The organism is Micromonospora sp. ALFpr18c (assembly GCF_008868155.1).
Classification (GTDB): Bacteria; Actinomycetota; Actinomycetes; order Mycobacteriales; family Micromonosporaceae; genus Micromonospora.
This window is the reverse complement of sequence record NZ_WBKR01000050.1, coordinates 1-21,875: the sequence shown is the minus strand read 5'-3', so window position 1 is coordinate 21,875 and position 21,875 is coordinate 1. Positions and strand designations below refer to the sequence as shown.

Here is a 21,875-nt window from a genome sequence, read left to right as displayed (position 1 = left end):
TGGCCCCGCCAGCTCAGATCATCGTCGGCAATGTCACCCGGACGACCTCGCCGTCGGGGTCGGTGTCGATGTGCAGCCGCTGGCCGAGCCGCAGTAGCCGCAGCCCGGACGCATCGAACGCCCGCGCGGGGAAACGCAGCTCGGTGCCGTCGTCGAGCAGCAGGACACCGCTGCGCGTCGCCGCGTCGTAGCTGGCCACCGTGCCTTGCATGCTGGCACCGTACACCGGTGGGTCAGCTCGCGGAGGCGGCCGGGCAGCCGGCGTCGAGTAGCGCCGCCGTGCGCGGCCCGAGCCCGAGCCGGGCGGCGGCGCTCAGGTCCGCCGCCGTGTCCACGTCGCGGCGCAGGCTGGGCCAGTCGCCGGTCAGCGGCAGCGCCCCGCTCGCCGCGTGCACCGCCGCCGAGCCCACCCCGAAGCGCGGATCCAGCGCGACGCCGGGCGCCGCGGTGAGCAGCACGGTCCCGCCGCCGGGCGCGTCCGGCACGAACCGGCGTACCTCGTCCCGACCGGTCTGCGCCGCGGGCAGCCGCCCGGGCGATTCCGCCGCGGGCTTTTCCGCCGCGAGCAGCGCCGCGGCCAGTTCGGCCGGGCGCAGCGCCGGCAGGTCGGCGGTGAGCCCCGCCACCCAGCCGGCGGGCCCGGCCGCCGCGCCGTGCCGGAACGCGGCGTTCAGGCCGGCGTCCGGCTCGTCGGCCAGCACCCGAGCACCGGTGGCCCGGGCCACCGCGGCCACCCGGGCGTCGTCGGTGACCACCCGGACCTCGGCGACCGCCGGGCAGGCCAGCACCGCGCGGAGCGTGTCGGCCGCCAGCGCCAGTGCCAGCTCCTCGTGCGGTACGCCCGGCAGCGCGCCCCGCAGCCGGCTCTTCGCGGCGGCGAGACGCTTCACCGGCACCACCACGGCCCACCTCGGCTGACTCACGTCCGCAATCCTGCCAGCTGGACGGTGGGACCCTCGCTGGCCGTACCGGGGGCGAGCAGGCATGATTTCCGCTGCGGGTGTCGCGGGCGGTGCTCGCGGCGGGTCGGGGCGCGATGAGGAGGCACAGTGGCACGCCGGAGGCTGGGGTTCTGGCAACGGTTCGCCGTGGGGCTGGTGAAGCCGGTGATGACCGTGTGGACCCGGCGTACCTGGCGCGGCCAGGAGCACCTCGCCACCGACCGGGGCGTGATCGTCGTCGCGAACCACATCTCGCACGCCGACCCGCTGGTCTCCGCGCACTTCGTCTACGACTCCGGGCGCTGGCCGCAGTACCTGGGCAAGGCCAGCGTGTTCCGGGTGCCGGTGGTCGGCTGGATCCTGCACCGCTGCCTGCAGATCCCGGTCGAGCGCGGCAGCGTGGACGCGGTCCGCTCGCTGGGCAGGTCGGTCGCCGCGCTCAACGAGGGCGGCGCCGTGGTGATCTACCCGGAGGGCACCACCACCCGGCAGCCGGAGCTGTGGCCGATGAAGGCCAAGACCGGCGCGGCCCGGCTGGCGCTGGCCACCGGCGCGCCGGTGGTGCCGTTGGTGATGTGGGGGCCGGAGCGGATCTTCGACCCGCGGACCAGCCGGTTGAACCTGCGCCCCCGGATCCCGGTGACGGTGGTCGCCGGGGAACCCGTCGACCTGAGCCGGTGGGCGGACGCCCCGCCGACCCGGGCGACCCTTGAGGAGATGACGGACGCCATCATGCTGCGTTTGCGGGACATGCTCGCCGAGATCCGTGGCGGCACCCCGCCGCCGCTGTGGGAACGACCGGCCCGACCGTCCGCCCAGCCCCAGCAGGGCGAAGCCGCATGAGCGGCCACGTCGCGGTGCTCGGTGCCGGCTCCTGGGGCACCGCGTTCGCCAAGATCCTCGCCGATGCCGGGCGGGACGTGACCGTGTGGGCCCGCCGCGCGCCGGTGGCCGAGAGCATCCGCGCCGAGCGCCGCAACCCGGAGTACCTGCCGGACCTGCTGCTGCCGGCCCGGGTCACCGCCACCGCCGACGCCGTCGAGGCGATCACCGGCGCCGAGCTGGTGGTGCTGGCCGTGCCGTCGCAGACCCTGCGGGGCAACCTCGCCGAGTGGGCCGGGCACCTGCACCCCGAGGCGACCCTGGTGTCGCTGATGAAGGGCATCGAGCTCGGCACCACCAAGCGGATGAGCGAGGTCATCGTCGAGACCGCCGGCGTGGCCGCCGATCGGGTGGTGGTCGTCTCCGGTCCGAACCTGGCCCCGGAGATCGCCGCCGAGCAGCCGGCCGCCACCGTGGTCGCCGGAACGAACAGCGACCGCACCGTGCTCGTGCAGTCCTCGATCCGGACGCCCTACCTGCGCCCCTACACCAACGACGACGTGATCGGCTGCGAGCTGGGCGGCGCGGTCAAGAACGTGATCGCCCTGTCGTACGGCATCGCCACCGCGATGGGTTTCGGCGACAACACCCGGGCCATGCTGATGACCCGGGGCCTGGCCGAGACGGCCCGCCTCGGTGTGGCGCTCGGTGCCGACCCGATCACCTTCGCCGGCCTGGCCGGCATGGGTGATTTGGTCGCCTCCTGCTCGTCCCCGCTGGCCCGCAACCGCACCTTCGGTGAGCACCTGGGTCGGGGCGAGACGTTGGGGCAGGCCCAGGCCGCCACCCGGCAGACCGCCGAGGGCGTGAAGAGCTGCCTGGCGATCCGCGACCTGGCCCGCGCGCACGGCGTGGAGATGCCGATCACCGAGCACGTCGAGCGGATCTGCCACGAGGGGATGGACCCTCGCCTGGCCGTGGAGACCCTGATGAGCCGGACCGCCAAACCCGAGTCGTACGAATGAGGACCCGATGACCGAGCTGGGCGACGGCACCCGCTGCGTACGCGCCGGACTGCCCGAACCGGCGCCGGGGGATCCGTTCCTGCCGGGGCCGGTCTTCGCCGCGCCGTACCACCTCGACCCGTGGCAGGGCCCCGCCGGCTCGCCGAACGGCTACGGCCGACCCGACAACCCGACCCGACGTCTCCTGGAGGCGGCCGTGGGCGAGCTGGAGGGCGGTGACTGCCGGGTCTTCGCCACCGGCCAGGCGGCCATCACCGGCATGCTGTTCACCCTGCTCCGCCCGGGGGACACCGTGCTGCTGCCCAGCGACGGCTACTTCCCGGTCCGGGCGTTCGCCACCGCGGTGCTGGAGACGATCGGCGTCCGGGTGGTCTTCGTGCCGACCGTCGGGCCGTACCCGTCTCTGGAGGGCGTCCGGCTGGTGCTGGTGGAGACGCCGGCCAACCCGGGCCTGGACGTGGTCGACGTGGCGGCCCTGGCGGAGCGGGCGCACGCCGCCGGCGCGCTGCTCGCGGTGGACAACACCACCGCCACCCCGCTCGGGCAGCGACCACTGGACCTCGGCGCCGACCTGGTGGTCGCCTCCGGCACCAAGGCGCTCACCGGCCACTCCGATGTGCTGCTGGGTTACCTGGCCAGCCGGTCCGCCGATCTGATCGAGGCGGTGACGCTCTGGCGTACCACCACCGGGGCCGTGCCCGGCGCGTTCGACGCCTGGCTGGCACACCGGTCGCTGGCGACCCTCGACCTGCGGCTGGCCCGGCAGAGCGCGAACGCCGCCGCCGTCGCCGACCTGCTCGCCGGCCGGCCGGACGTGACCGGCGTGCGCTGGCCGGGGCGGCCGGACGACCCCGCGTACGCGGTGGCGTCGGCGCAGATGCGCCGGATGCCCGGGGTGCTGTCGTTCGACCTGGGTGACGCCGACCGGGTGAGCCGTTTCGTGGAGGCCGCCCGGTTGGTGGCGGCGGCCACCTCGTTCGGTGGCCTGCACACCACCGCCGACCGGCGGGCCCAGTGGGGCGACGACACGGCCCCCGGCTTCGTGCGGCTCTCCTGCGGCGTGGAGGACACCGCCGACCTGGTGGCCGACATCGCGGCCGCGCTGGACACCGCCGGGCCGGTCTCCGGGGTCTGATGACAATCACCGATCGACCCGCCCTCGTGGGCCGGCTGCGCGCCGCCGGCTGCGTCTACGCCGAGGACGAGGCGGACCTGCTGCTGGCGGCCACCGATGATCCGGCGACGCTGGCCGACCTGACCGATCGTCGGGTGGCCGGCGAACCGCTGGAGTACCTGCTCGGCTGGGCGGAGTTCTGCGGGCTGCGGATCGCCGTCGACGCGGGCGTGTTCGTGCCGCGCGGTCGGACGGCCCTGCTGGTCGACGCGGCGGCCGCGCTGACCGGTCCAGCCCCGGCCGTGGTCGACCTCTGCTGCGGCTCCGGGGCCACCACGGTCGCGCTGGCGCACCGGCTCGCTCCGCGCTGGCTGGCCGCCGCCGACATCGACCCGGCGGCGGTGGCGTGCGCCCGCCGCAACCTCGCCGGGCTGGCCGCCGAGGTGTTCGAGGGGGACCTGTTCGCCCCGTTGCCGCCGCGCTGGCGCGGTCAGTTGGACCTGGTGGTTGCCAACGCCCCGTACGTGCCGACCGACGCGGTGGCCCTGATGCCGCCGGAGGCACGGCTGCACGAGGCCCCCGTGGCGCTCGACGGCGGCCCGGACGGGCTCACCGTGCTGCGCCGGGTGGGCGTCGACGCGGCCGTCTGGCTGGCCCCCGGTGGACACCTGGCGGTCGAGGCCGGCGAATCGCAGGTGGACGCGCTCTGCGCCGTGTTCAGCGCCGCCGGGCTGGTGCCGAACGTGCGGCACGACGAAGACCTGGACGCCACCGTGGTGACCGCCCGCCGCCCCGGCTGAACCGGTCCACCAGCGCTCTGGGGCTCTGGGGCTCTGGGGACAGCACTTCAGGGGTGTCACCGCCGCAGGGCCGGTACCCCCGGCCGGGCTGCGGTGGGCGGCGTGGCGGGGGAGAGGGCGTGGCACTAGCCTCGGCTCACACTCATGAGGGCGGGAGGCGGTTTCGGTGGGCAGCGCAGGGGTGCCGGTGGTCGTCGGGCTGGACAACGGCGGCACCAGCAACAACGCCACCGTGCTGACGGTGGACGGCCGGTTCCTGGTGGACGGGCTGTTGGAGATCCCCAGCGAGGTGCGCGAGGGGCCGGAGGCGGCGATCGAGGCGCTCGCCCGGGCACTGGACGGCGCCCTGGCGCACACCGGGGTGCCGCGGGAGCTGGTCCAGGCGGTGGGGCTGGACACGCCCGGCCCGGCCAGCGCCGCCGGCGTCATCTCGTCGCGTGGCTCCACCAACTTTTCCCAGCCGGCCTGGCGCGGTTTCGACGTGCGGGGCGCGCTGGAGCGGCGTCTCGGCCTACCGGTGATCTACCACAACGACGGCAACGCGGCGGCGCTCTACGCCCACCACGTGTTCTTCGGCGCCGACGCGATGAACCGGTCGTCGGTCGCCGCGATCGTCGGCACCGGGCTGGGCGGCGGGGTGGTCGAGAGCGGCCGGGTGATCGCCGGCGCCGCCGGGATGGCCGGGGAACTCGGCCACGTGCACATCCCTCTGAACGGACTGCTCGGCCCGGGGCAGCCGGAGCCCGACTGTGCCTGCGGCTTCACCGGCGACGTGGAGAGCGTCGCCTCGCTGACCGGTATCGAGCACAACCTGCTGCCGTACTGGCTGACCCGCTACCCCGACCATCCGCTGGCCGCCGAGCCGGTGGCCCGGGCGGCGAAGCTGGTCCGGGGGTACGGCGAGCGCGGGGACGCGCTGGCCCGGGACCTCTTCACCCAGCAGGCCATGGCGTTGGGCCGGCTGTTCACCGTGGCGGCCAACTTCACCGATCCGCACGCGTACTTCGTCGGGGGCGGGGTGGTGGAGGCGGCACCGGAGTTCCGCGACTGGTTCCTGGCGACGGTCCGCGAGCACACCGTGCTCCGGGAGGAGCAGGCGGCGGTGGCCACCTTCGCCCTGGTGCCGGAGCGGGACATGGCCGGCGCCCGGGGCGTGGCGATCGCCGCCCTGGAGGCGCTGCGCACCGTGCCGGAGTCCCGTCCGCTGGTCGCCTGAGCCGGCGGCCGTCGAGCGCCCGCGGTGCGCCGGTCGACGGCCCGTGCGGTGGCCCGGACGGCCAGCGCGGCGTCGACCGGCGCGCGCCGGGGGACCGGTCAGCCGAGGGGCGGCGCCTGGGCGAAGGCCGCCCAGGCGGCCGGGGCGAACAGCAGGGCCGGGCCGGCGGGGTCCTTGGAGTCGCGGACGGCCACCAGCCGCGGGATCGCGGCCACCTCCACGCAGGCACCCTCGTCGCCGCTGCGGCTGCTCTTGCGCCACGCCGCCGCGGCCAAGGCCGCTGTGATCGTCGGTGTCATCGGTCCTACCGTCCCTTCAGGACTGACAGGAGCATCGCCCGGCTGTCCGCCGGGCTGAGCGCCACGCTGCGCAGGTGCTCCATGATCTTGGTGCAGGTACGCGTCTCGCCGGCCCGGTCGAGGATCATCTGGCCGGCGACGGTCTCCACCGAGGCGATGATCGGGTCCTCCGGGTCGGCGAACTCCAGGATGTGCAGTGAACCCCGGGTGCCCCGGTGGTAGCCGGCGGAGAGCGGGATCACCTGGACGGTGATGTTCGGCAGCTCGGCCATCTTGACGAGGTGGCGTAGCTGCCCGTCCATCACCGACTGGTCGCCGACCGGGCGCAGCAGTGCGCCCTCGTCGATGATCGCGTCGAGGATCGGCGGATCGTCACCGGTGAGCCGCTGCTGGCGGTCGAGCCGGACCTTGACCCGTTGCTCCACGAGGTCGTCGCCGAGGGTGTGTGGGCCGCCGCGCATGACCCCGCGGATGTAGTCGGCGGTCTGCAACAGGCCGGGCACCACCGAGGGCTCGAAGTTGGCGATGGCGGTCGCCTCCGCCTCCAGGGCGATGAAGTCGATGGTGCGGGGGTCCAGCAGGTACGAGTACGACACCCACCAGCCAGGTTTGCGGGCGTCCTTGGCGAGCTGCACCGCCGATGCCACCTCCTCGGCGGCCACCCCGTACGAGGTCAGCAGGGCGCGGACGGTGGCCGGGGTGATCAGCGTCTGGGCGTTCTCGTACCGGGAGAGGGTGCTGCGGGTGCTGTTGATCTCATCCGCGGCGGTCTCCAACGTCAGCCCGGCGGCTTCCCGGTGGTGGCGCAGGGCGATACCGAGCCGGCGGGCACGGGCGGTCTTCGGGGCCATGCATCGATGGTCGCACACATTTGTGGGAACGTCTGCATGAGAGAACGTCGATGAGAGTTGCATTCACGGCTGTACACGTGTCAATCTGTTATGGCGTCCTCACCGCCGGTTGTCGTGGCGACGGTGGTGGTGAGCGACCGGAGGGGATGGGGCGCGCGGTGATCGGGTTTCTCCCCCGTGCCCGATCGCCGCGTGCCGCAGCCATCCCCGCCCACCGGAAGGAGACGACGTGCGTGACGGTCCGCAGCCCCCCGCCGTGCGGCCGGGCGGCCGGGGATGACCCGCTTCCTGGTGGTGCTCACCGACGTCCGTGCCGTCGACGGCATCGAGCGCAACGAGCGGACCGCCCCCGAGCGGCGTCGGCAGGTCGTGGGTGCCAGCAGTCGGGAGGCCGCCGACCGGATCGCCGGAGCCTTCATGGCGCTGGGCATGGTCCGCGCCGGCCGACAGCGGGTCAAGGTGATAGCGGTCGGCCGCCGGCACTCCCGGGACTGAGCAGACCCGCGCGGAGGATCTACCGTCACGCACCGTATATGCTCTGTTGACCGATTGCCGTGTCTTGCCGTGGCTCGCCGGGTATCGCCTCGGCCTATCGCCACGCACAGTAAGGTCAACCGGGTGAGCGCCACCGGCGAGCACGACCAGCCGCAGTCGCGTACGAAGAGGTGACCGGAGTGACCACCCCAGGCAAGACCCGTGTGGCGATCGTCTTCGGCGGCCGCAGCCCGGAGCACGGCATCTCCTGCGTCAGCGCCGGCAGCGTGTTCGGCGCACTCGACCCGGACGAGTACGAGGTGGTGCCGGTGGGCATCACCCGGGCCGGCCAGTGGGTGCTGACCAGCGGCGATCCCGCCCAGCTCGCGATCAACGCCCGCCAGTTGCCGGAGATCACCTCCGACTCCGGCGACGACGTCGTGCTGCGCGCCGACCCTACCGGCAACGGGCTGATGGTGCTCGACCCGACCGAGGGCCCCCGGGTGCTCGCCGACGTGGACGTGGTCTTCCCGGTGCTGCACGGCACGTACGGCGAGGACGGCACCATCCAGGGAATGCTGGAGATGGCCGGCATCCCCTACGTGGGCGCGAACGTGTTCGCCTCCGCCGCCGCCATGGACAAGGAGTTCACCAAGAAGCTCTGCGCGGTGGAGGGCATCCCGGTCGGCCCGTACGCGGTGCTGCGCAACGGGATGACGCTCAGCGAGCAGGACAAGGACCGGCTCGGCCTGCCGGTCTTCGTGAAGCCGTCCCGGGCCGGTTCGTCGTTCGGCATCACCCGGGTCACCGACTGGGCGCAGCTCGACGCGGCGGTCGCCACCGCGCGACAGTTCGACCCCAAGGTCATCATCGAGGCGGCCATCGTCGGCCGCGAGGTCGAGTGCGGTGTGCTGGAGGGCGAGGCCGGCGGCGCGCCCGAGGCGTCCGTCCTGGCCGAGGTGCGCGTCGTCGCCGACCACGACTTCTACGACTTCGAGGCGAAGTACCTCGACGACTCGTGCGAGTACGACATCCCGGCCGGGCTGCCGGACAAGGTGACCCGCCAGGTGCAGGAGTACGCCGTCCGCGCGTTCACCGCCCTGGACTGCGCCGGTCTGGCGCGGGCCGACTTCTTCGTCACCCCCGAGCTGGACGTCTACCTCAACGAGATCAACACGATGCCCGGGTTCACCCCGACGTCGATGTTCCCGCGGATGTGGGCGGCCTCCGGCCTGGAGTATCCGAAGCTGGTCAACCGCCTGATCCGTACCGCCCAGCGGCGCGGCGTCGGCCTGCACTGAGGCCGCCAGGCCCCCGCCCGCGCCGAGCCGGCGCGGGCCGGGTCAGGTCAGCCCTGGCAGCCGGCGGGGATGGTGCCGCCGGAGGGCACCGAGGCCACGATCGTGCTGGAGATCGGCGCCACCCACTGCAACGGCTGTTCGTAGGAGCGCGGGATGCGGACCGTGACCGGCGTCTCCCGGTCGACCGTGGTGAGCACCGTCGCGTCGCCCTGTTCGACCGGGTGCCAGCAGACCGAGTTCACCCGCCAGACCTCGTCGGTGGCCGGCACGGTCGGTTCGGTGCCGCCGCAGGCCAGCGTGAGGGCCGGGTCGCCGTACGCCGCGTTCTGCTCCGGGCCGGCGGTGACCGGGCGTTGGGCCAGGTCGCGGATGGTCTGCGGCAGCTGGGAGACCAACGCGCGGCAGACCGTGGCCGGGCGGGCGGCCAGCGCCGGGGCGGCCATCTCCACCGGGGCGGAGGACTGCGCCCGGGACGCGCTCGCGGACGGGCTCGGCGCGGCGGCCGGCGTGTCCGGAGAGAGCTTCGCGAAGGCCAGCACCGCGATCAGCAGGGTGACCGGCAGGGCGATCGACGTGGCCAGCAGCGCGGCACCGCGAATCGTCCGGTCCCGGCCGCCCGGCGCGTCGACGTCCGGGTCGCCCGGCTCGCGGATACCGTCAGCCGGCTCGGCCGCGCCGCCGGCCGCGCCGCGCGTCTCGTCGTCGTCCAGAGCAGCGGAGGAGGTCGTCATCTCGTCCACTTACAACCGCACCACCGAACACGTGAGGGTGCGGGTGATGCCGGGCACCATCTGCACGTTGCTGACGATGAGTTTGCCGAGCTCGTCGACGGTGTTCGCCTCGGTGAGCACGACCACGTCGTACGGCCCGGTGACGGCGTCGACGCGTACCACGCCGGCAAGGTCCGCGATGAGACCGGCCACGTCACGTGCCCGGCCGACCTCGGTCTGGATGAGGATGTACGCCTGTACCACGACTCGACCTCCGTCCGTCGCCGCCGCGGGGCGGCCCGAAGGGTGAAACTACCTTACGGAGCAGGTCTGATCCCTATCGGTGGTCAAGGAGCAGCGGTGAGCGAGCGCGGCGGTGCCGGGCGGAACGGACGGGACGCCGGCGGTGCCGCCAGCGTGGCCGGGATCGGCGAGTTCGGGCTGATCGGGCGGATCACCGCCCGGCTCCCGGTCGGGCCGACGACCCTGCTCGGCCCGGGTGACGACGGGGCGGTGGTGGCCGCGCCGGACGGTCGGGTGGTGGCCTCCACCGATGTGCTGGTCGACGGGCGGCACTTCCGGCGCGACTGGTCGTCGGGGCGTGACGTGGGCCACCGCGCGGCGGCCGCCAACCTGGCCGACATCGCGGCGATGGGCGCCACCCCGACCGCCCTGCTGGTCGCTCTCTGTATGCCGGCGGATCTGCCCACCGGCTGGGCGGAGGAGTTGGCGGACGGGCTGGCCGCGGAGGCGGGCACGGTCGGTGCGAGCGTCGTCGGCGGGGACATGTCGGCCAGCCCCACCCTGACCGTGGCGGTCACCGCGCTCGGTGACCTGGACGGCCGGCCGCCGGTGGTGCGCTCGGGAGCCCGTCCGGGGGACGTGCTCGCCCTGGCCGGGCGCACCGGGTACGCGGCGGCCGGGTTGACCGTGCTCACCCGCGGCTTCCGTACGCCCCGGCTGCTGGTCGAGGCGTACCGGCGGCCGGTCGTGCCGTACCGAGCCGGGCCGCAGGCCGCCGGGCTGGGCGCCACGTCGATGATCGACGTGTCGGACGGTCTGCTCGCGGACCTGGGGCACGTGTCGGCGGCCAGTCGGGTGGCGATCGACGTACGGCGCGACGCGTTCGAGGTCCCCCGGCAGATGGCCGACGCGGCGCAGGCGCTCGGCGTCGACCCGTACACCTGGATCCTGGCCGGTGGCGACGACCACGCGCTGGCCGCGACCTTCCCCCCGGCGGTGGCGTTGCCGCCGGAGTGGCGGCCGATCGGTCTGGTGACGGACGGTGCCGGGGTGACGGTCGACGGCGCGCCCTACGACGGCCCGACCGGCTGGGACCACTTTCGGTGAGGCCCGGCACCCGCCGTACCCTGGACACCGTGAGTGATATCGAGATCCGGCTGGTGCGGTTCGACGCACCGGTGGCGCAGCAGTTGATCCGTGACGCGCTGGCCGACCTCGGTGCCCGCTACGGCGGCACCGGCGACGACACCCCGTTGGCCGCCGCCGAGTTCCAACCGCCGCACGGCGCGTTCCTCGTCGCCTACCTGGCCGGCGAGCCGGTCGGCTGTGGGGGCTGGCGCAGCCACGGCGCGGACAGCGCGGAGCTGAAGCGGGTGTACACCGCTCCGGCGGCCCGTGGGCGGGGTGTGGCCCGCCGCGTCCTCGCGGCGGTCGAGCGTTCGGCCCGTGAGCAGGGCCGCAAGCGGATCGTCCTGGAGTGCGGCGACAAGCAGCCCGAGGCGATCGCCATGTACACGGCCGCCGGCTACGAGCGGATCCCGAACTTCGGCTTCTACAAGGACGCGGAGGGCTGCGTCTCCTTCGGCCGCACGCTCTGACCGGCCGGGCTCAGCCGGTCGTGATCCGGATCTGCGCGACGGCCCGGGTCGCCGCTTCGGTCGCCTCCGCCGGATCGGCACCCCAGGCGAGCACCTGGCCGCTGCGCCGGGCCGACGAGGTGACCTCCGCCACCTCATCACCCACCGTCACGGCCACCCCGACGTCCAGCACGCCGGGCACCCGACGGGCCGCGCGCACCCCGTCGACCGCGGTCACCGTGCCGGGAGCGGCGAGCAGAAACTCGATGGCCGCCGCGCCACTGGGCCGCGCCGGCAGCGCGGGGCGCTCACCCCGCAGCGTCCGCAGGTACGCGAGGACGAACCCGCACTCGTAGGCCAACGAGATCAACCCGGCGATCAGGTCACCGGGCAGCCGCGCGGCGCACTCCACCAGGGCCGGGCCATCGGCGGTACGGATCCACTCGCTGTGCAGCACACCGGTGCGGAAGCCGGCCGCCGCGGCCAGCCGGCAGGCCACCTCGATCAGGTCCCGGCGGGCGTCGTCGGGCAGCACGGACGGGACCGTGTGCCCGGTCTCCACCGGCCACCGGCCGGCCAGCACCCGCTTGTCGGTGACGTTGGCGAAGCGCACCTCGCCGTCGGCCAGCAGCAGTTCCACGCTGTGCTCGGTGCCGATCAGCACCTGCTCGGCGAGGACGGCGGTGGGCAGGCCACGGGCGGTGGCGTCGGTGGGCGTCTCCGGGTCGGCGGTGGCGGCCCAGGCGGCGGCGATCAGCGTCGCGTCGGGGACGATCTGCACGCCGAGGCTGCCGGCGCGGCGGGTCGGCTTCAGCACGCACGGCCCACTCTGCCGCTCGGCGAAGGCGACCGCCTCGGCGGCGGTGCCGACCAGCGCGTACGCCGGGTTGAGCAGGCCCGCCGTCGCGGCGAGCAGCCGCATCCGGTGCTTGTCGGTGAAGGTCTCGGCGGCGTCGACGCCGGCACCGGGCAGGCCGAGCGCGTCGGCGAGCTGGGCGGCGGCGAGCACCCCGTACTCCTGGCCGGGCGCGACCAGGCGCGCGGCGGCCAGCGTCGGTTCGCGGGCGAGCAGGCACCGCGCGTCCAGGCCGGTCTGGTACTCCGCCGCCACCACCCGGGAGACGTACGGCAGTGCCGCGCAGTGTCGTTCGAGATCGCGGCTGCGGATCAGATCGGGCTCCTCGACCACGACCACGCTGCCGTCGGGCAGCACCTCGCCGAGCCCGCGCAGCAGGTCCAGCGCGGCGCCGATCATGACCAGCTCGTCCCGGCCCAGGTCCAGCCGCACCCGTCACCCCTCCACCGGCCCGGACCGGACGCCGGGCGCAGCGCGACACTAACCGGGCGGCGCCGTGCGGTGATCGCCTCGTCGTCTACTCGTCAGCGAGCCGTACGCACATACGACAGAGCCGGCGGACCGTAGAGGTCCGCCGGCTGAGCCGTATGTCAGAGGTTGGTGCCGCGCGTCAGGCGCGGGTGACCTTGCCGGCCTTGATGCACGAGGTGCAGACCTGCAACTTCTTGGTGTTGCCGCCACCGGCCGGGGTACGCACCGACTGGATGTTCGGGTTCCAGCGGCGGTTGGTCCGCCGGTGCGAGTGGGACACGTTGTGGCCGAAGCCCGGTCCCTTGCCACAGACGTCGCACACGCTAGCCACGGGATACTCCTGGGATTGATACGTTCATGAGGTCGCCGGCAGGTGCTGCCCGGGCAACCTGGTCAGGTTACCCGATGACCCACCGACCCGGCCAACCGGCCCGGTCCAGCGGACACGCCGGACGAGTCCGACGGGTGTCAGCCCGCGCCAGTAGGCTTCTGGCCGTGCTGGACACCCTCGACGCCACCGCGGTTCGCCGCTGGTGTGCGGGTGGCCTGGCCGCGCTGAAGCGCCACCAGGGCGAGATCGACCAGCTCAACGTCTATCCGGTGCCCGACGGCGACACCGGCACCAATCTGGTGCTCACTCTCACATCGGCGCAGCAGGCTCTCGCGATGGACCTGGACACTCTGCCCGACAGCGGGTCGACCGCGCACGGGCACGCGTCGCGGCTGATGGCCCAGGGCGCGCTGCTCGGGGCACGAGGCAACTCCGGGGTGATCCTGTCGCAGATCCTGCGCGGCTTCGCCGATGCCGTCGCCGCCGTGCCGGCGGTGCGCGGCCGGGAGTTGGCCGTCGCGCTGCGGGCCGCGACCACCGCCGCGTACACCGCGGTGAGCCGGCCGGTGGAGGGCACCCTGCTCACGGTGGTCGGCGCCGCGGCTGGCGCGGCCGAGCGGGCGGACACCGACGACCTGTGCGTGGTGGCCCGCGCCGCGGCGCGAGCGGCGGCCGAGGCGCTCGCCCGGACTCCGCAGCAACTGCCGGCCCTGGCCCGTGCCGGCGTCGTCGACGCGGGCGGCAAGGGTTTGTGCGTGTTGCTCGACGCCCTGGTCGAGGTGCTCACGGGCGAGAGCGCCGTGCGGGCCGCGTCGGCCCCGCGCGCCGCGCGACCGGCGGCCACCGCCGCCCGCGAGACCGGTTCCGAGGAGTACGCCTACGAGGTCCAGTTCCTGCTCGACGCCCCGGCCGAGGCGGTCGCCGCGATGCGACGGACGCTGGACGCGCTGGGCGACTCCCTGGTCGTCGTCGGCGACGGGCGTGAGCCGGACGGCACCTGGAACGTGCACGTGCACGTCAACGACGTGGGCGCGGCGGTCGAGGCGGGCGTCGCTGCGGGCCGCCCGTACCGGATCTCGGTGACCCGCTTCGCCGACCAGCCGGAGCCGTCGCCCGGCCCGGCGGCGGAGGGCCGGGCTGCCGTGGTGGTCGCCACCGGCGTCGGGATCGCCGAGCTGTTCGCCGCGGAGGGTGCCACGGTGGTGCCGGGCAACCCGTCCATCGGGGAACTGCTGGACGCGGTGCGCAGCGCCGACGCCGCCCGGGTGGTGGTGCTGCCCAACGACCCCGACACGGAGGCCGTGGCGAGTGCGGCGGCCCGCGAGGCACACCGGTACGGCATCAAGGTGAGCGTGGTGCCGACCCGTTCGCCGGTGCAGGCACTCGCCGCCCTCGCGGTGCGCGACGACACCCGCCGTTTCGAGGACGACGTGATCGCGATGGCCGAGGCGGCCGGCGCCTGCCGCTACGCCGAGGTCTGCCACGCCAGCCGGGAGGCGCTGACCGTCGCCGGTCCGTGCCAGCCCGGCGACGTGCTGGCGCTGGTCGAGGGCGAGGTGAACCTGATCGGCACCGACCTCACCGACATCTGCGCCGCCGTGGTCGACCGGATGCTCGGCGGCGGTGGGGAACTGGTCACCCTGCTGGCCGGGGTGGACGCCCCGGCCGGGCTCACCGACGCCGTCCGCGCGCACGTCGCGCGGCGCTGGCCGTTCGTCGAGGTGCACGCGTACCCGGGCGGTCAACCGTTCTATCCACTGCTGGTGGGGGTCGAATGAGCGAGCCGTCCACTGTGGACACACCGCTGAAGAAGCTCGTCGGGGACAAGACGGCCAAGGCGTTGGCCTCGTACCTCGACCTGCACACGGCGGGTGACCTGGTCTACCACTTCCCACGCCGCTACGACGAGCGCGGCGAACACACCGACATCCGCTCCCTGGACGTGGGCGAGCAGGTCACCGTGCTGGCCCAGGTGCAGCGCACGGCGGTTCGCCCGATGCGGCAACGCCGGGGCAACCTGCTGGAAGTGACCGTCGGCGACGGCTCCGGCGGCCTGCTCACGTTGACCTTCTTCGGCAACCAGGCATGGCGCGAACGGGAGCTGCGCCCCGGCCGGTGGGGGTTGTTCGCCGGCAAGGTCACCGAGTTCCGGGGCAAACGTCAGCTCAACGGCCCGGAGTACGTCCTGCTCGGCGAGGGCGGCGACGGTGAGGCAGCGGTCAGCGACGAGATCGAGGAGTTCGCCGGCGCCTTGATCCCCGTGTATCCGGCCGCCGCGGCCGTGCCGACCTGGGTGATCGCCCGTTGCGTCCGGGTCGTCCTGGACACGTTCACCCCGCCGGAGGACCCGCTGCCGGCCACCGTGCGGGCCAGCCGCAACCTGGTCGACCTGGGTGCCGCACTGCGGGAGATCCATCGGCCGTCCGCCAAGGAGGCGCTCTACCGGGCGCGGCGGCGGCTCAAGTGGGACGAGGCGTTCGCCGTGCAGCTGACCCTGGTGCAGCGCAAGCACCGGGCCGCCGACTGGCCGGCCCGGCCCCGCCCGGCGCGCCCCGGCGGGCTGCTGGACGCCTTCGATGCCCGGCTGCCGTACGAGCTGACCTCCGGTCAACGCGAGGTGGGCGAGGAGATCGCCGCTGATCTGGCCACCCCGCACCCCATGCACCGTCTGCTGCAGGGCGAGGTGGGCTCCGGCAAGACGGTGGTGGCGCTGCGGGCGATGCTCCAGGTGGTCGACGCGGGCGGGCAGGCGGCGCTGCTGGCACCCACCGAGGTGCTGGCCGCACAGCACTACCGGGGCATGCTCGACCTGCTCGGGCCACTCGGGCGCGCCGGTGAACTGGATTCCGCCGAGCACGCGACCCGGGTGGAGCTGGTCACCGGCTCGCTGGGCGCGGCCGCCCGCCGGCGGGCGCTCGGCGAGGTGGCCAGCGGCGCCGCCGGCATCGTGCTCGGCACCCACGCCCTGCTCTACGAGGGCGTCGACTTCGCCGACCTCGGCCTCGTGGTCGTCGACGAGCAGCACCGCTTCGGGGTGGAGCAACGCGACGCGCTGCGCGCCAAGGCCGACCAGCCGCCGCACACGCTGGTGATGACGGCCACCCCGATCCCGCGCACGGTGGCGATGACCGTTTACGGCGACCTGGAGGTGTCCACCCTCTCCCAGCTGCCTCGGGGCCGTTCACCGATCGCCTCGCACGTGGTGCCGGCCGCCGAGAAGCCGGCCTTCCTCGACCGGGCCTGGCGCCGGCTGCGCGAGGAGGTGGCCGCCGGGCATCAGGCGTACGTCGTCTGTCCGCGAATCGGTGACGGGCCGGTGTCCGACGAGGAGCCGCCACCCGAGGACGACAACGGTCGCCGCCCGCCGGTGGCGGTGACCGAGGTGGCCCCGTTGCTGGCCGAGGGGCCGTTGCACGGGCTGCGGATCGGGGTGCTGCACGGCCGCCTGCCGGCCGACGAGAAGGACGCGGTGATGCGGTCCTTCGCCGCCGGTGACCTGGACGTGCTGGTGGCGACCACCGTCATCGAGGTCGGCGTGGACGTACCCAACGCGACCGTGATGATCGTGCTGGACGCCGACCGGTTCGGTGTCTCCCAACTGCACCAGCTGCGGGGCCGGGTGGGCCGGGGTGCCGCCGCCGGGCTCTGCCTGCTGGTCAGCGAGGCGGCCGAGGGGTCGTCGGCGCGGGAACGGCTGGACGCCGTGGCGTCCACCAGCGACGGCTTCAAACTCGCCGAACTCGACCTGGAGCAGCGCCGCGAGGGCGACGTGCTGGGCGCCACCCAGTCCGGGCATCGCTCGCACCTGCGGCTGCTGTCCCTGAAACGCGACACCGAGCTGATCCGCGACGCCCGCGCCGAGGCGATCACCGTGATCGAGGAGGACCCGGAGCTGACCGCCAATCCGGCGCTGGCCGCGTCGGTCGCTGCCCTGGTCGACGAGGACCGCGCGGAGTACCTGGAGAAGGGCTGACGTCGGCCACCGTGCTGCGAATGATCGCGCACCCCGAGCCGGCCAAGCCGCAACCGCGGGTGGTCGGCTCGGGGTGCGCTGTGGTCAACTGACGTCAGTTACTCCTAATCGTACACGCAGGCACTTGAAATTCCGTCGTCCCCATCCGGGATTTCGGCCAACTTGCTATGGGCCAGAACTTGCCTTTCCCCGCCCTTCTCCAATGCGTCGAGGTGAAGATGAGCGGTATGGTCGGTGTTGTTGATAACGGATGACGTTTGGTTGTCCAGGGTATGCCCATTGTCGAATTCATCCCTCTTGCCGAACCCATCGAATGCGGCAAGGTCCACGTCGCAAGGCAGTTTTACATTTTTGTTGGGATTAAGCGCGACAGGGTGGACGCCGCCGCGGAAGTTCGCCTCCTCGTACAAGCACAACTCGCCCTCGCCGCACGGACCTGCGTCGCCCGGGTTGGGGTCCGCGTCGCCCGGGTCGCTATTGTTCGATTTGAGCGAGAACGACTGGGCGTTGGTCTGCTTGCAGTTGAGCACGACCAGCCGGATCCCGTTGCCCAGTGCCGAATCGGGGACGCTCAGGCACTTGCGGCTGTTGCGGCTGATGAAGTGGTAATAGCCACCGCCCTCTTCAACGGGCCGCCATTCCTGGTTGGTCCCACCGACGTACGACCAGGTTTGGATCTTGGCATTGTCCTTGGTTGACCTGTCGGTAACGTCGAGCACCTGCTTCTTCGTGTCCCGCCGCAGGATTCTGACGTAACCGTCGTCGACTCCCAGGAACTTGAACTGCTGCGCCATCGAGTCGGTGCAGTCGCTCTGTTGAATGGCGGTGCCACTGCTGGTGCCGGCGCCGCGCGCTTCCACGCACTTGCCACTGTTCTTGTTGACCAACGAATACCAGGTCTCGGGGTCGATGCGATTCCCGGTGGGCGGGCTCTCGCTGCCGGGACGGCCGCCGAGCCAACGCAGGCCGTTGATCATCCACTGGTTCTGCTCATCGCTGTCGAACGTGGACGACTTCTGGATATTCTTGTTGTAGGGCCTCGCGTTGTGGCCGAAATTCGCGTACAGCATCTTGTAATTCTTGTTCGTCCACATCACCGGAATGGAGCCGGTCAACTTTTGTCTGGTGCCAACCGGAGGGCCGGATTCGTCGATCGACGCGATTACGTCAATGTCCGGATTTTGCCCCAGGTTGTTGCTCCATGTGTACCACTCGCTCACCGACGACTTGATGGTCGCCGGTAGTCCGGCGGTGGAGGGATGGTTCCGGTCGTTTATCCGCAAAACTGCCGTGGTCGGATCCCAGGAGTTGTTCCTGAAGTTCCCTGACCCCAGGAACGTGTTGTAGTACCAGTCCCAGGAATCCGCGTGCTGAGTAAACGCACTGACGTGGAAGCCCATCCAGGCTCCACCGTTGTCCATGTACCGCTTGAATCCGGCCTGCTGTCCGCGATCGTGCGGGGCGTCGTTGAGGAACATCACCACCTTGTAGTTCGACAGATCACCGGAGAGGCGGCCCCAGTCGGTGGTGCTTTCCCAGGTGAAACCATTCTCCTCGCCGAGTCGGGGGAACCCCGTCTTCGCATCCTTGACGAAGTCGTCGTGAGCGGCGTCGCCGCTCTGGGCGTTGTAGAACGCGAGAACCCTGAAGTTCGCCGGCGCCGCATCCGCGGTTGGATGCACCGCGATGCCGATCGCAACGGCGACGGCCAGGCCGAGGCCGGCGGCGATCCCGCGGTCGACGAGCCTTCCAGGTAGAGAAAACGCCAACGTGTTACCTCTCAATCGGGCGAGCGGTCCGAAATGGTGGGCGTCCATACAACGGAGGTTTCCGGATCCGGTTCAGAGGTAATTTCCATGATCGACCTGGCTGGCCCGTCGAGCGGGACGTCCCGCATGGCTCGCGCGGTGCGCTGGCTGTGGCTCAGGTGCCGCCGACAGAAATGCCCGAGGGCGCGCCGACCGGATGGTCGACGCGCCCTCGGGCTTCAGCGCAGGTCAGGTCAGGCGGTGAAGGTCACCCGACGCCGACGGGCGATGATGAAGAGCACCGCGCCCGCGATCAGCAGGGCGACCGCGCCGGCGGCGATGCCGCCCGCCGCCGCACCGGTGAGCGGGAGGCTCGGCTCCTCGCCGCCGCCACCGGCGCCGCCGCAGTTGCCCTCCGGCGTGTAGATGGCTTCCATCTCAAGGTCCATGTCGGGCAGGGCGACGATCGCCGTCTTGTCCTTGCCGGCCTTGAAGGTCACCGTCTCCGACGCGCCGGCCGCGACCGTACGGGTCTCGGTCTTGCCCTCGTAGGTGAACGTCGACTTGACCGGGAGCCCACCCTCGGGGTTGGTCACGGTGAGGGCGAAGGTCTTGCAGTCGGCCTTGGTGGTGACGGCCGGCAGCGGGCAGTCCTCGGGACGCTGCCACGAGTACGTGCCGTTCTCGATGACCTTGCCGTCGACCAGCACCTCGATCTTGCCGGCGTCGGCGGCGGGCACCACGATGCTCGTGTCGGCCTTGCCGGGCGCGACGGAGACCTTCTTGGTGAAGCCGTTCTCGCCCTTGACCTCGAACTCGACGGCGTACTTGCTGATCTTGCCGTCGTTGCTCAGCGAGACGGCGACCGAACCGTCGCACGTGGACGCGAAGGTCGAGGCCGGGGTGGTGCAGTTCTTGCTGCCGCCGTTGTACCAGCCCTGCGGGCCCTTGGACCGGTTGCCCGGGGCACCCGGCGAGCCGAGCTTCTTGTTGTCGTAGCGCTTGCCACCGTCGACCAGCTCGTCGATGACCTCGTCCTTGCCGCCCCAGATCAGGTCGACCTGGGTGTGGCAGTCCGGGATCTCCACGTTCAGCGTGATCTCGGTCTGGGTGCCACCGATCCAGTCGCTGTCCGGCGTCCCGTAGACGTACTGCGGGGTGGCGAACTGCGGCCGCGGCGCGAAGTACGAGACCAGCGTGAACCACTGCTTGCCCTCGCCGCAGAGCGGCAGGTCGCCGTCGAGCTTGACGGTGGCCGTCCCCTTCGGCCCGTCGAAGGTGTGGCTGTACTTGGCCTTGTCGACCTCGACGCACTTCGGAGCCGGGGTGCAGGACTTGTCGGCCGCGAGGTTGATCTCGCCGTTGGCGGTGTTGTTCGCCGTGACCTTGTCGCCCTTGATCCACTCAGCGTAGACCTGGAGGTGTGCCACGGTGGTGTTGCCGGGCACGCGCTGGGTGGCCAGCTTGTAGGAGGCCTGCGGGATGACCAACCCCTGCAGCGGCTTCGCTTCCTTCACGCCCTCGACCAGAGAGGTCACCGGGGTGTTCGGGTCAGCGGTCACCCTCTGGACGGTCGCGTCCTTCTTGTCTTCGCTGTTCACCACCTTCCAGGTGATCACGCGCTCGCCGGTGAGCCGGTCACATTCGGCGGTGGCGGTGATCGTGGTGTGGTGTGCGCTGGCTGGGGTGGCGACCGCGACGACCCCGGTGAGGCCGATGAGGGCGGCTCCCAGGATGGCCAGCGGTCGCTGGAGCGACAGCTTGGGATGGATCACGGGTACTCCTGGAGTGCTGAAGCGTCAGGGGTGTGGCACGGGAGTGACAGTGGACGGTCACTGCACGTCCGATCGGAGAGGCGCCCTCCCGAGCCGCGGGTCGGTGGGTTGCCGCCGACACCCGGCAGACCCTAGCGAGATCGCCGCGCGTGATACAGCGCTCAGGATTAGCTAAGACGGATGTTATGAACTTGAGATCATTGATATACGAAAAGTGATCACATGATCCACGTGGCGGTACCGACCGTGTCGGCTGGCGGGTCCGACGGGTCGCGTAGCGTCGGGGTCATGAACAGGAGGAGGCGGTGACCCGGATCGTGGCCGGGACGCTTGGTGGTCGGCGGATCGCCGCGCCCCCCGGCGCCGGCACCCGACCGACGTCCGATCGGGTCCGGGAGGCGCTGTTCAGCGCCGTCGAGTCCGAGGTCGATCTCGACGGCGCGCGCTTCGCCGACCTGTACGCGGGCTCCGGCGCGGTCGGTCTGGAGGCGCTGTCCCGGGGTGCCCGGCACGTGTTGTTGGTGGAGTCGGACCCGAAGGCGGCCCGGGTGATCCGGGAGAACGTGACGACCCTGCGGGCCGGCTCCGCCGTACGACTGGTCACCGGCAGGGTGGCGACGGTGCTGGCGGCCGGTCCGGACGGCGGCCCGTACGACGTGGTCTTCGCCGACCCGCCCTACGCGGTGCCGGACGCGGAGATCACCGCGCTGTTGACCACGCTGGTCGACGGCGGCTGGCTGGTGCCCGACGCGTTGGTGGTGGTCGAGCGGTCCCGCCGGACCAGGGAGTTCGACTGGGTGGACGGGATCACCCCGCAGCGCAGTCGCCGCTACGGCGAGACCACCCTTTGGTACGGTCGCCGATCATGAGACGTGCGGTGTGTCCCGGCTCCTTCGACCCGGTCACCAACGGACACCTCGACATCATCGGTCGGGCCAGCCGGCTGTTCGACGAGGTGATCGTCGGCGTGCTGGTGAACCAGTCGAAGAGTGGCCTGTTCACCGTCGAGGAGCGGATCGACATGCTCCGCGAGGTGACCGCCTCGTACGGCAACGTGCGGGTCGAGTCGTTCCGGGGGTTGCTGGTCGACTTCTGTCGGGCCCAGCAGGCGAGCGTGCTGATCAAGGGTCTGCGGGCGGTCAGCGACTTCGACTACGAGTTGCAGATGGCGCAGATGAACATCGGTCTGGCCGGCGTCGAGACGTTGTTCATGCCGACCAACCCGCTCTACTCGTTCCTCTCCTCCAGCCTGGTCAAGGACGTGGCCAAGTGGGGTGGCGACATCTCCGCCCACGTCCCCGACCCGGTCCGCGAGGCCCTCCAGGCCCGCCTGGGCCCCCGCCGCTGA

At 72.2% G+C, this 21,875-nt stretch carries 23 protein-coding genes; 13 read left to right on the top strand and 10 right to left on the bottom strand.

What is annotated here, in order from left to right; all coding sequences use genetic code 11:
• Positions 1-13: 13 nt before the first annotated feature.
• Entirely contained in the window at positions 14-211 is a 198-nt protein-coding gene (locus F8271_RS12070) for a cold-shock protein (RefSeq protein WP_151489789.1), read from the bottom strand.
• Positions 212-233: 22 nt separating this feature from the next.
• Entirely contained in the window at positions 234-923 is a 690-nt protein-coding gene (locus tag F8271_RS12065) for an NTP transferase domain-containing protein (RefSeq protein ID WP_151489788.1), read from the bottom strand.
• Positions 924-1,049: 126 nt separating this feature from the next.
• Here F8271_RS12065 and F8271_RS12060 point away from each other — a divergent pair, with 126 nt between their 5' ends.
• The 5 genes from F8271_RS12060 to F8271_RS12040 all read left to right on the top strand — a co-directional run bounded on the left by F8271_RS12060 (position 1,050) and on the right by F8271_RS12040 (position 5,918).
• Entirely contained in the window at positions 1,050-1,784 is a 735-nt protein-coding gene (locus tag F8271_RS12060; RefSeq protein WP_151489787.1) for a 1-acyl-sn-glycerol-3-phosphate acyltransferase, read from the top strand.
• A complete protein-coding gene (locus tag F8271_RS12055; protein ID WP_151489786.1) occupies positions 1,781-2,788 on the top strand; it encodes an NAD(P)H-dependent glycerol-3-phosphate dehydrogenase in 1,008 nt (335 codons plus the stop codon). The genes F8271_RS12060 and F8271_RS12055 overlap by 4 nt, the downstream gene beginning before the upstream one ends.
• Positions 2,789-2,795: 7 nt before the next feature.
• Entirely contained in the window at positions 2,796-3,923 is a 1,128-nt protein-coding gene (locus tag F8271_RS12050) for a cystathionine gamma-lyase (RefSeq protein WP_151489785.1), read from the top strand.
• Entirely contained in the window at positions 3,923-4,702 is a 780-nt protein-coding gene (locus F8271_RS12045; protein WP_151489784.1) for a putative protein N(5)-glutamine methyltransferase, read from the top strand. The genes F8271_RS12050 and F8271_RS12045 overlap by 1 nt, the downstream gene beginning before the upstream one ends.
• Positions 4,703-4,868: 166 nt before the next feature.
• A complete protein-coding gene (locus F8271_RS12040; RefSeq protein WP_151489783.1) occupies positions 4,869-5,918 on the top strand; it encodes an ROK family protein in 1,050 nt (349 codons plus the stop codon).
• Positions 5,919-6,016: 98 nt separating this feature from the next.
• Here the strand turns inward: F8271_RS12040 and F8271_RS12035 are convergent, their stop codons facing one another.
• Positions 6,017-6,217: a DUF397 domain-containing protein gene (locus F8271_RS12035; RefSeq protein WP_151489782.1), complete on the bottom strand. Its 201-nt coding sequence runs from the start codon at positions 6,215-6,217 to the stop codon at positions 6,017-6,019.
• A gap of 5 nt (positions 6,218-6,222) precedes the next feature.
• Positions 6,223-7,068 carry a helix-turn-helix transcriptional regulator gene (locus F8271_RS12030; protein ID WP_151489781.1) on the bottom strand — a complete coding sequence of 282 codons (846 nt, stop codon included), beginning with the start codon at positions 7,066-7,068 and terminating at the stop codon, positions 6,223-6,225.
• 276 nt (positions 7,069-7,344) lie between these two features.
• On the opposite strand from F8271_RS12030, the gene F8271_RS12025 reads away from it, so the two are divergent.
• Both F8271_RS12025 and F8271_RS12020 read left to right on the top strand, forming a co-directional pair.
• Complete coding sequence (locus F8271_RS12025; protein ID WP_151489780.1) at positions 7,345-7,563, top strand: hypothetical protein; 219 nt, start codon at positions 7,345-7,347, stop codon at positions 7,561-7,563.
• A gap of 179 nt (positions 7,564-7,742) precedes the next feature.
• Entirely contained in the window at positions 7,743-8,843 is a 1,101-nt protein-coding gene (locus F8271_RS12020; protein ID WP_151489779.1) for a D-alanine--D-alanine ligase family protein, read from the top strand.
• Positions 8,844-8,890: 47 nt separating this feature from the next.
• Here F8271_RS12020 and F8271_RS12015 read toward each other — a convergent pair whose 3' ends face one another.
• Together F8271_RS12015 and F8271_RS12010 are read right to left on the bottom strand one after the other, a co-directional pair.
• Positions 8,891-9,574: a DUF3515 family protein gene (locus F8271_RS12015; RefSeq protein WP_151489778.1), complete on the bottom strand. Its 684-nt coding sequence runs from the start codon at positions 9,572-9,574 to the stop codon at positions 8,891-8,893.
• 9 nt (positions 9,575-9,583) lie between these two features.
• Entirely contained in the window at positions 9,584-9,817 is a 234-nt protein-coding gene (locus tag F8271_RS12010) for an Lrp/AsnC ligand binding domain-containing protein (protein ID WP_088646044.1), read from the bottom strand.
• A gap of 153 nt (positions 9,818-9,970) precedes the next feature.
• Between F8271_RS12010 and F8271_RS12005 the strand changes: the two genes are divergently transcribed.
• Both F8271_RS12005 and F8271_RS12000 read left to right on the top strand, forming a co-directional pair.
• Positions 9,971-10,903 carry a thiamine-phosphate kinase gene (locus F8271_RS12005; RefSeq protein WP_370461898.1) on the top strand — a complete coding sequence of 311 codons (933 nt, stop codon included), beginning with the start codon at positions 9,971-9,973 and terminating at the stop codon, positions 10,901-10,903.
• Between the two features lie 29 nt (positions 10,904-10,932).
• Entirely contained in the window at positions 10,933-11,394 is a 462-nt protein-coding gene (locus F8271_RS12000) for a GNAT family N-acetyltransferase (protein WP_151489776.1), read from the top strand.
• Between the two features lie 10 nt (positions 11,395-11,404).
• Here F8271_RS12000 and F8271_RS11995 read toward each other — a convergent pair whose 3' ends face one another.
• Both F8271_RS11995 and rpmB read right to left on the bottom strand, forming a co-directional pair.
• Positions 11,405-12,661, bottom strand: coding sequence for an ATP-grasp domain-containing protein (locus F8271_RS11995; protein ID WP_151489775.1), 1,257 nt, complete (start codon positions 12,659-12,661; stop codon positions 11,405-11,407).
• 178 nt (positions 12,662-12,839) lie between these two features.
• On the bottom strand, positions 12,840-13,031 hold the full coding sequence (gene rpmB, locus F8271_RS11990; protein ID WP_007456456.1) for a 50S ribosomal protein L28: 192 nt from the start codon (positions 13,029-13,031) through the stop codon (positions 12,840-12,842).
• Between the two features lie 164 nt (positions 13,032-13,195).
• Here rpmB and F8271_RS11985 point away from each other — a divergent pair, with 164 nt between their 5' ends.
• Positions 13,196-14,809: a DAK2 domain-containing protein gene (locus F8271_RS11985; RefSeq protein WP_151489774.1), complete on the top strand. Its 1,614-nt coding sequence runs from the start codon at positions 13,196-13,198 to the stop codon at positions 14,807-14,809.
• Entirely contained in the window at positions 14,806-17,004 is a 2,199-nt protein-coding gene (recG, locus tag F8271_RS11980) for an ATP-dependent DNA helicase RecG (RefSeq protein WP_151489773.1), read from the top strand. The genes F8271_RS11985 and recG overlap by 4 nt, the downstream gene beginning before the upstream one ends.
• 104 nt (positions 17,005-17,108) lie before the next feature.
• Here the strand turns inward: recG and F8271_RS11975 are convergent, their stop codons facing one another.
• The gene (locus tag F8271_RS11975; RefSeq protein WP_192580255.1) at positions 17,109-18,821 is read right to left on the bottom strand and encodes an RICIN domain-containing protein; all 1,713 of its coding nucleotides are present in this window, start codon (positions 18,819-18,821) and stop codon (positions 17,109-17,111) included.
• 185 nt (positions 18,822-19,006) lie between these two features.
• The gene (locus F8271_RS11970; RefSeq protein WP_151489772.1) at positions 19,007-20,527 is read right to left on the bottom strand and encodes a cell wall anchor protein; all 1,521 of its coding nucleotides are present in this window, start codon (positions 20,525-20,527) and stop codon (positions 19,007-19,009) included.
• Between the two features lie 305 nt (positions 20,528-20,832).
• Between F8271_RS11970 and rsmD the strand changes: the two genes are divergently transcribed.
• Both rsmD and coaD read left to right on the top strand, forming a co-directional pair.
• Entirely contained in the window at positions 20,833-21,396 is a 564-nt protein-coding gene (rsmD, locus tag F8271_RS11965; protein ID WP_151489771.1) for a 16S rRNA (guanine(966)-N(2))-methyltransferase RsmD, read from the top strand.
• Entirely contained in the window at positions 21,393-21,875 is a 483-nt protein-coding gene (gene coaD / locus F8271_RS11960) for a pantetheine-phosphate adenylyltransferase (protein WP_151489770.1), read from the top strand. The genes rsmD and coaD overlap by 4 nt, the downstream gene beginning before the upstream one ends.

Coding starts and splice junctions, on each gene's coding strand:
- F8271_RS12050 (WP_151489785.1), top strand. CDS start 2,796: ATGACCGAGCTGGGCGACGGCACCCGCTGCGTACGCGCCGGACTGCCC.
- recG (WP_151489773.1), top strand. CDS start 14,806: ATGAGCGAGCCGTCCACTGTGGACACACCGCTGAAGAAGCTCGTCGGG.
- F8271_RS12030 (WP_151489781.1), bottom strand. CDS start 7,068: ATGGCCCCGAAGACCGCCCGTGCCCGCCGGCTCGGTATCGCCCTGCGC.
- coaD (WP_151489770.1), top strand. CDS start 21,393: ATGAGACGTGCGGTGTGTCCCGGCTCCTTCGACCCGGTCACCAACGGA.
- F8271_RS12045 (WP_151489784.1), top strand. CDS start 3,923: ATGACAATCACCGATCGACCCGCCCTCGTGGGCCGGCTGCGCGCCGCC.
- F8271_RS12025 (WP_151489780.1), top strand. CDS start 7,345: ATGACCCGCTTCCTGGTGGTGCTCACCGACGTCCGTGCCGTCGACGGC.
- F8271_RS12055 (WP_151489786.1), top strand. CDS start 1,781: ATGAGCGGCCACGTCGCGGTGCTCGGTGCCGGCTCCTGGGGCACCGCG.
- F8271_RS12035 (WP_151489782.1), bottom strand. CDS start 6,217: ATGACACCGACGATCACAGCGGCCTTGGCCGCGGCGGCGTGGCGCAAG.
- F8271_RS12015 (WP_151489778.1), bottom strand. CDS start 9,574: ATGACGACCTCCTCCGCTGCTCTGGACGACGACGAGACGCGCGGCGCG.
- F8271_RS12070 (WP_151489789.1), bottom strand. CDS start 211: ATGCAAGGCACGGTGGCCAGCTACGACGCGGCGACGCGCAGCGGTGTC.
- F8271_RS11975 (WP_192580255.1), bottom strand. CDS start 18,821: ATGGACGCCCACCATTTCGGACCGCTCGCCCGATTGAGAGGTAACACG.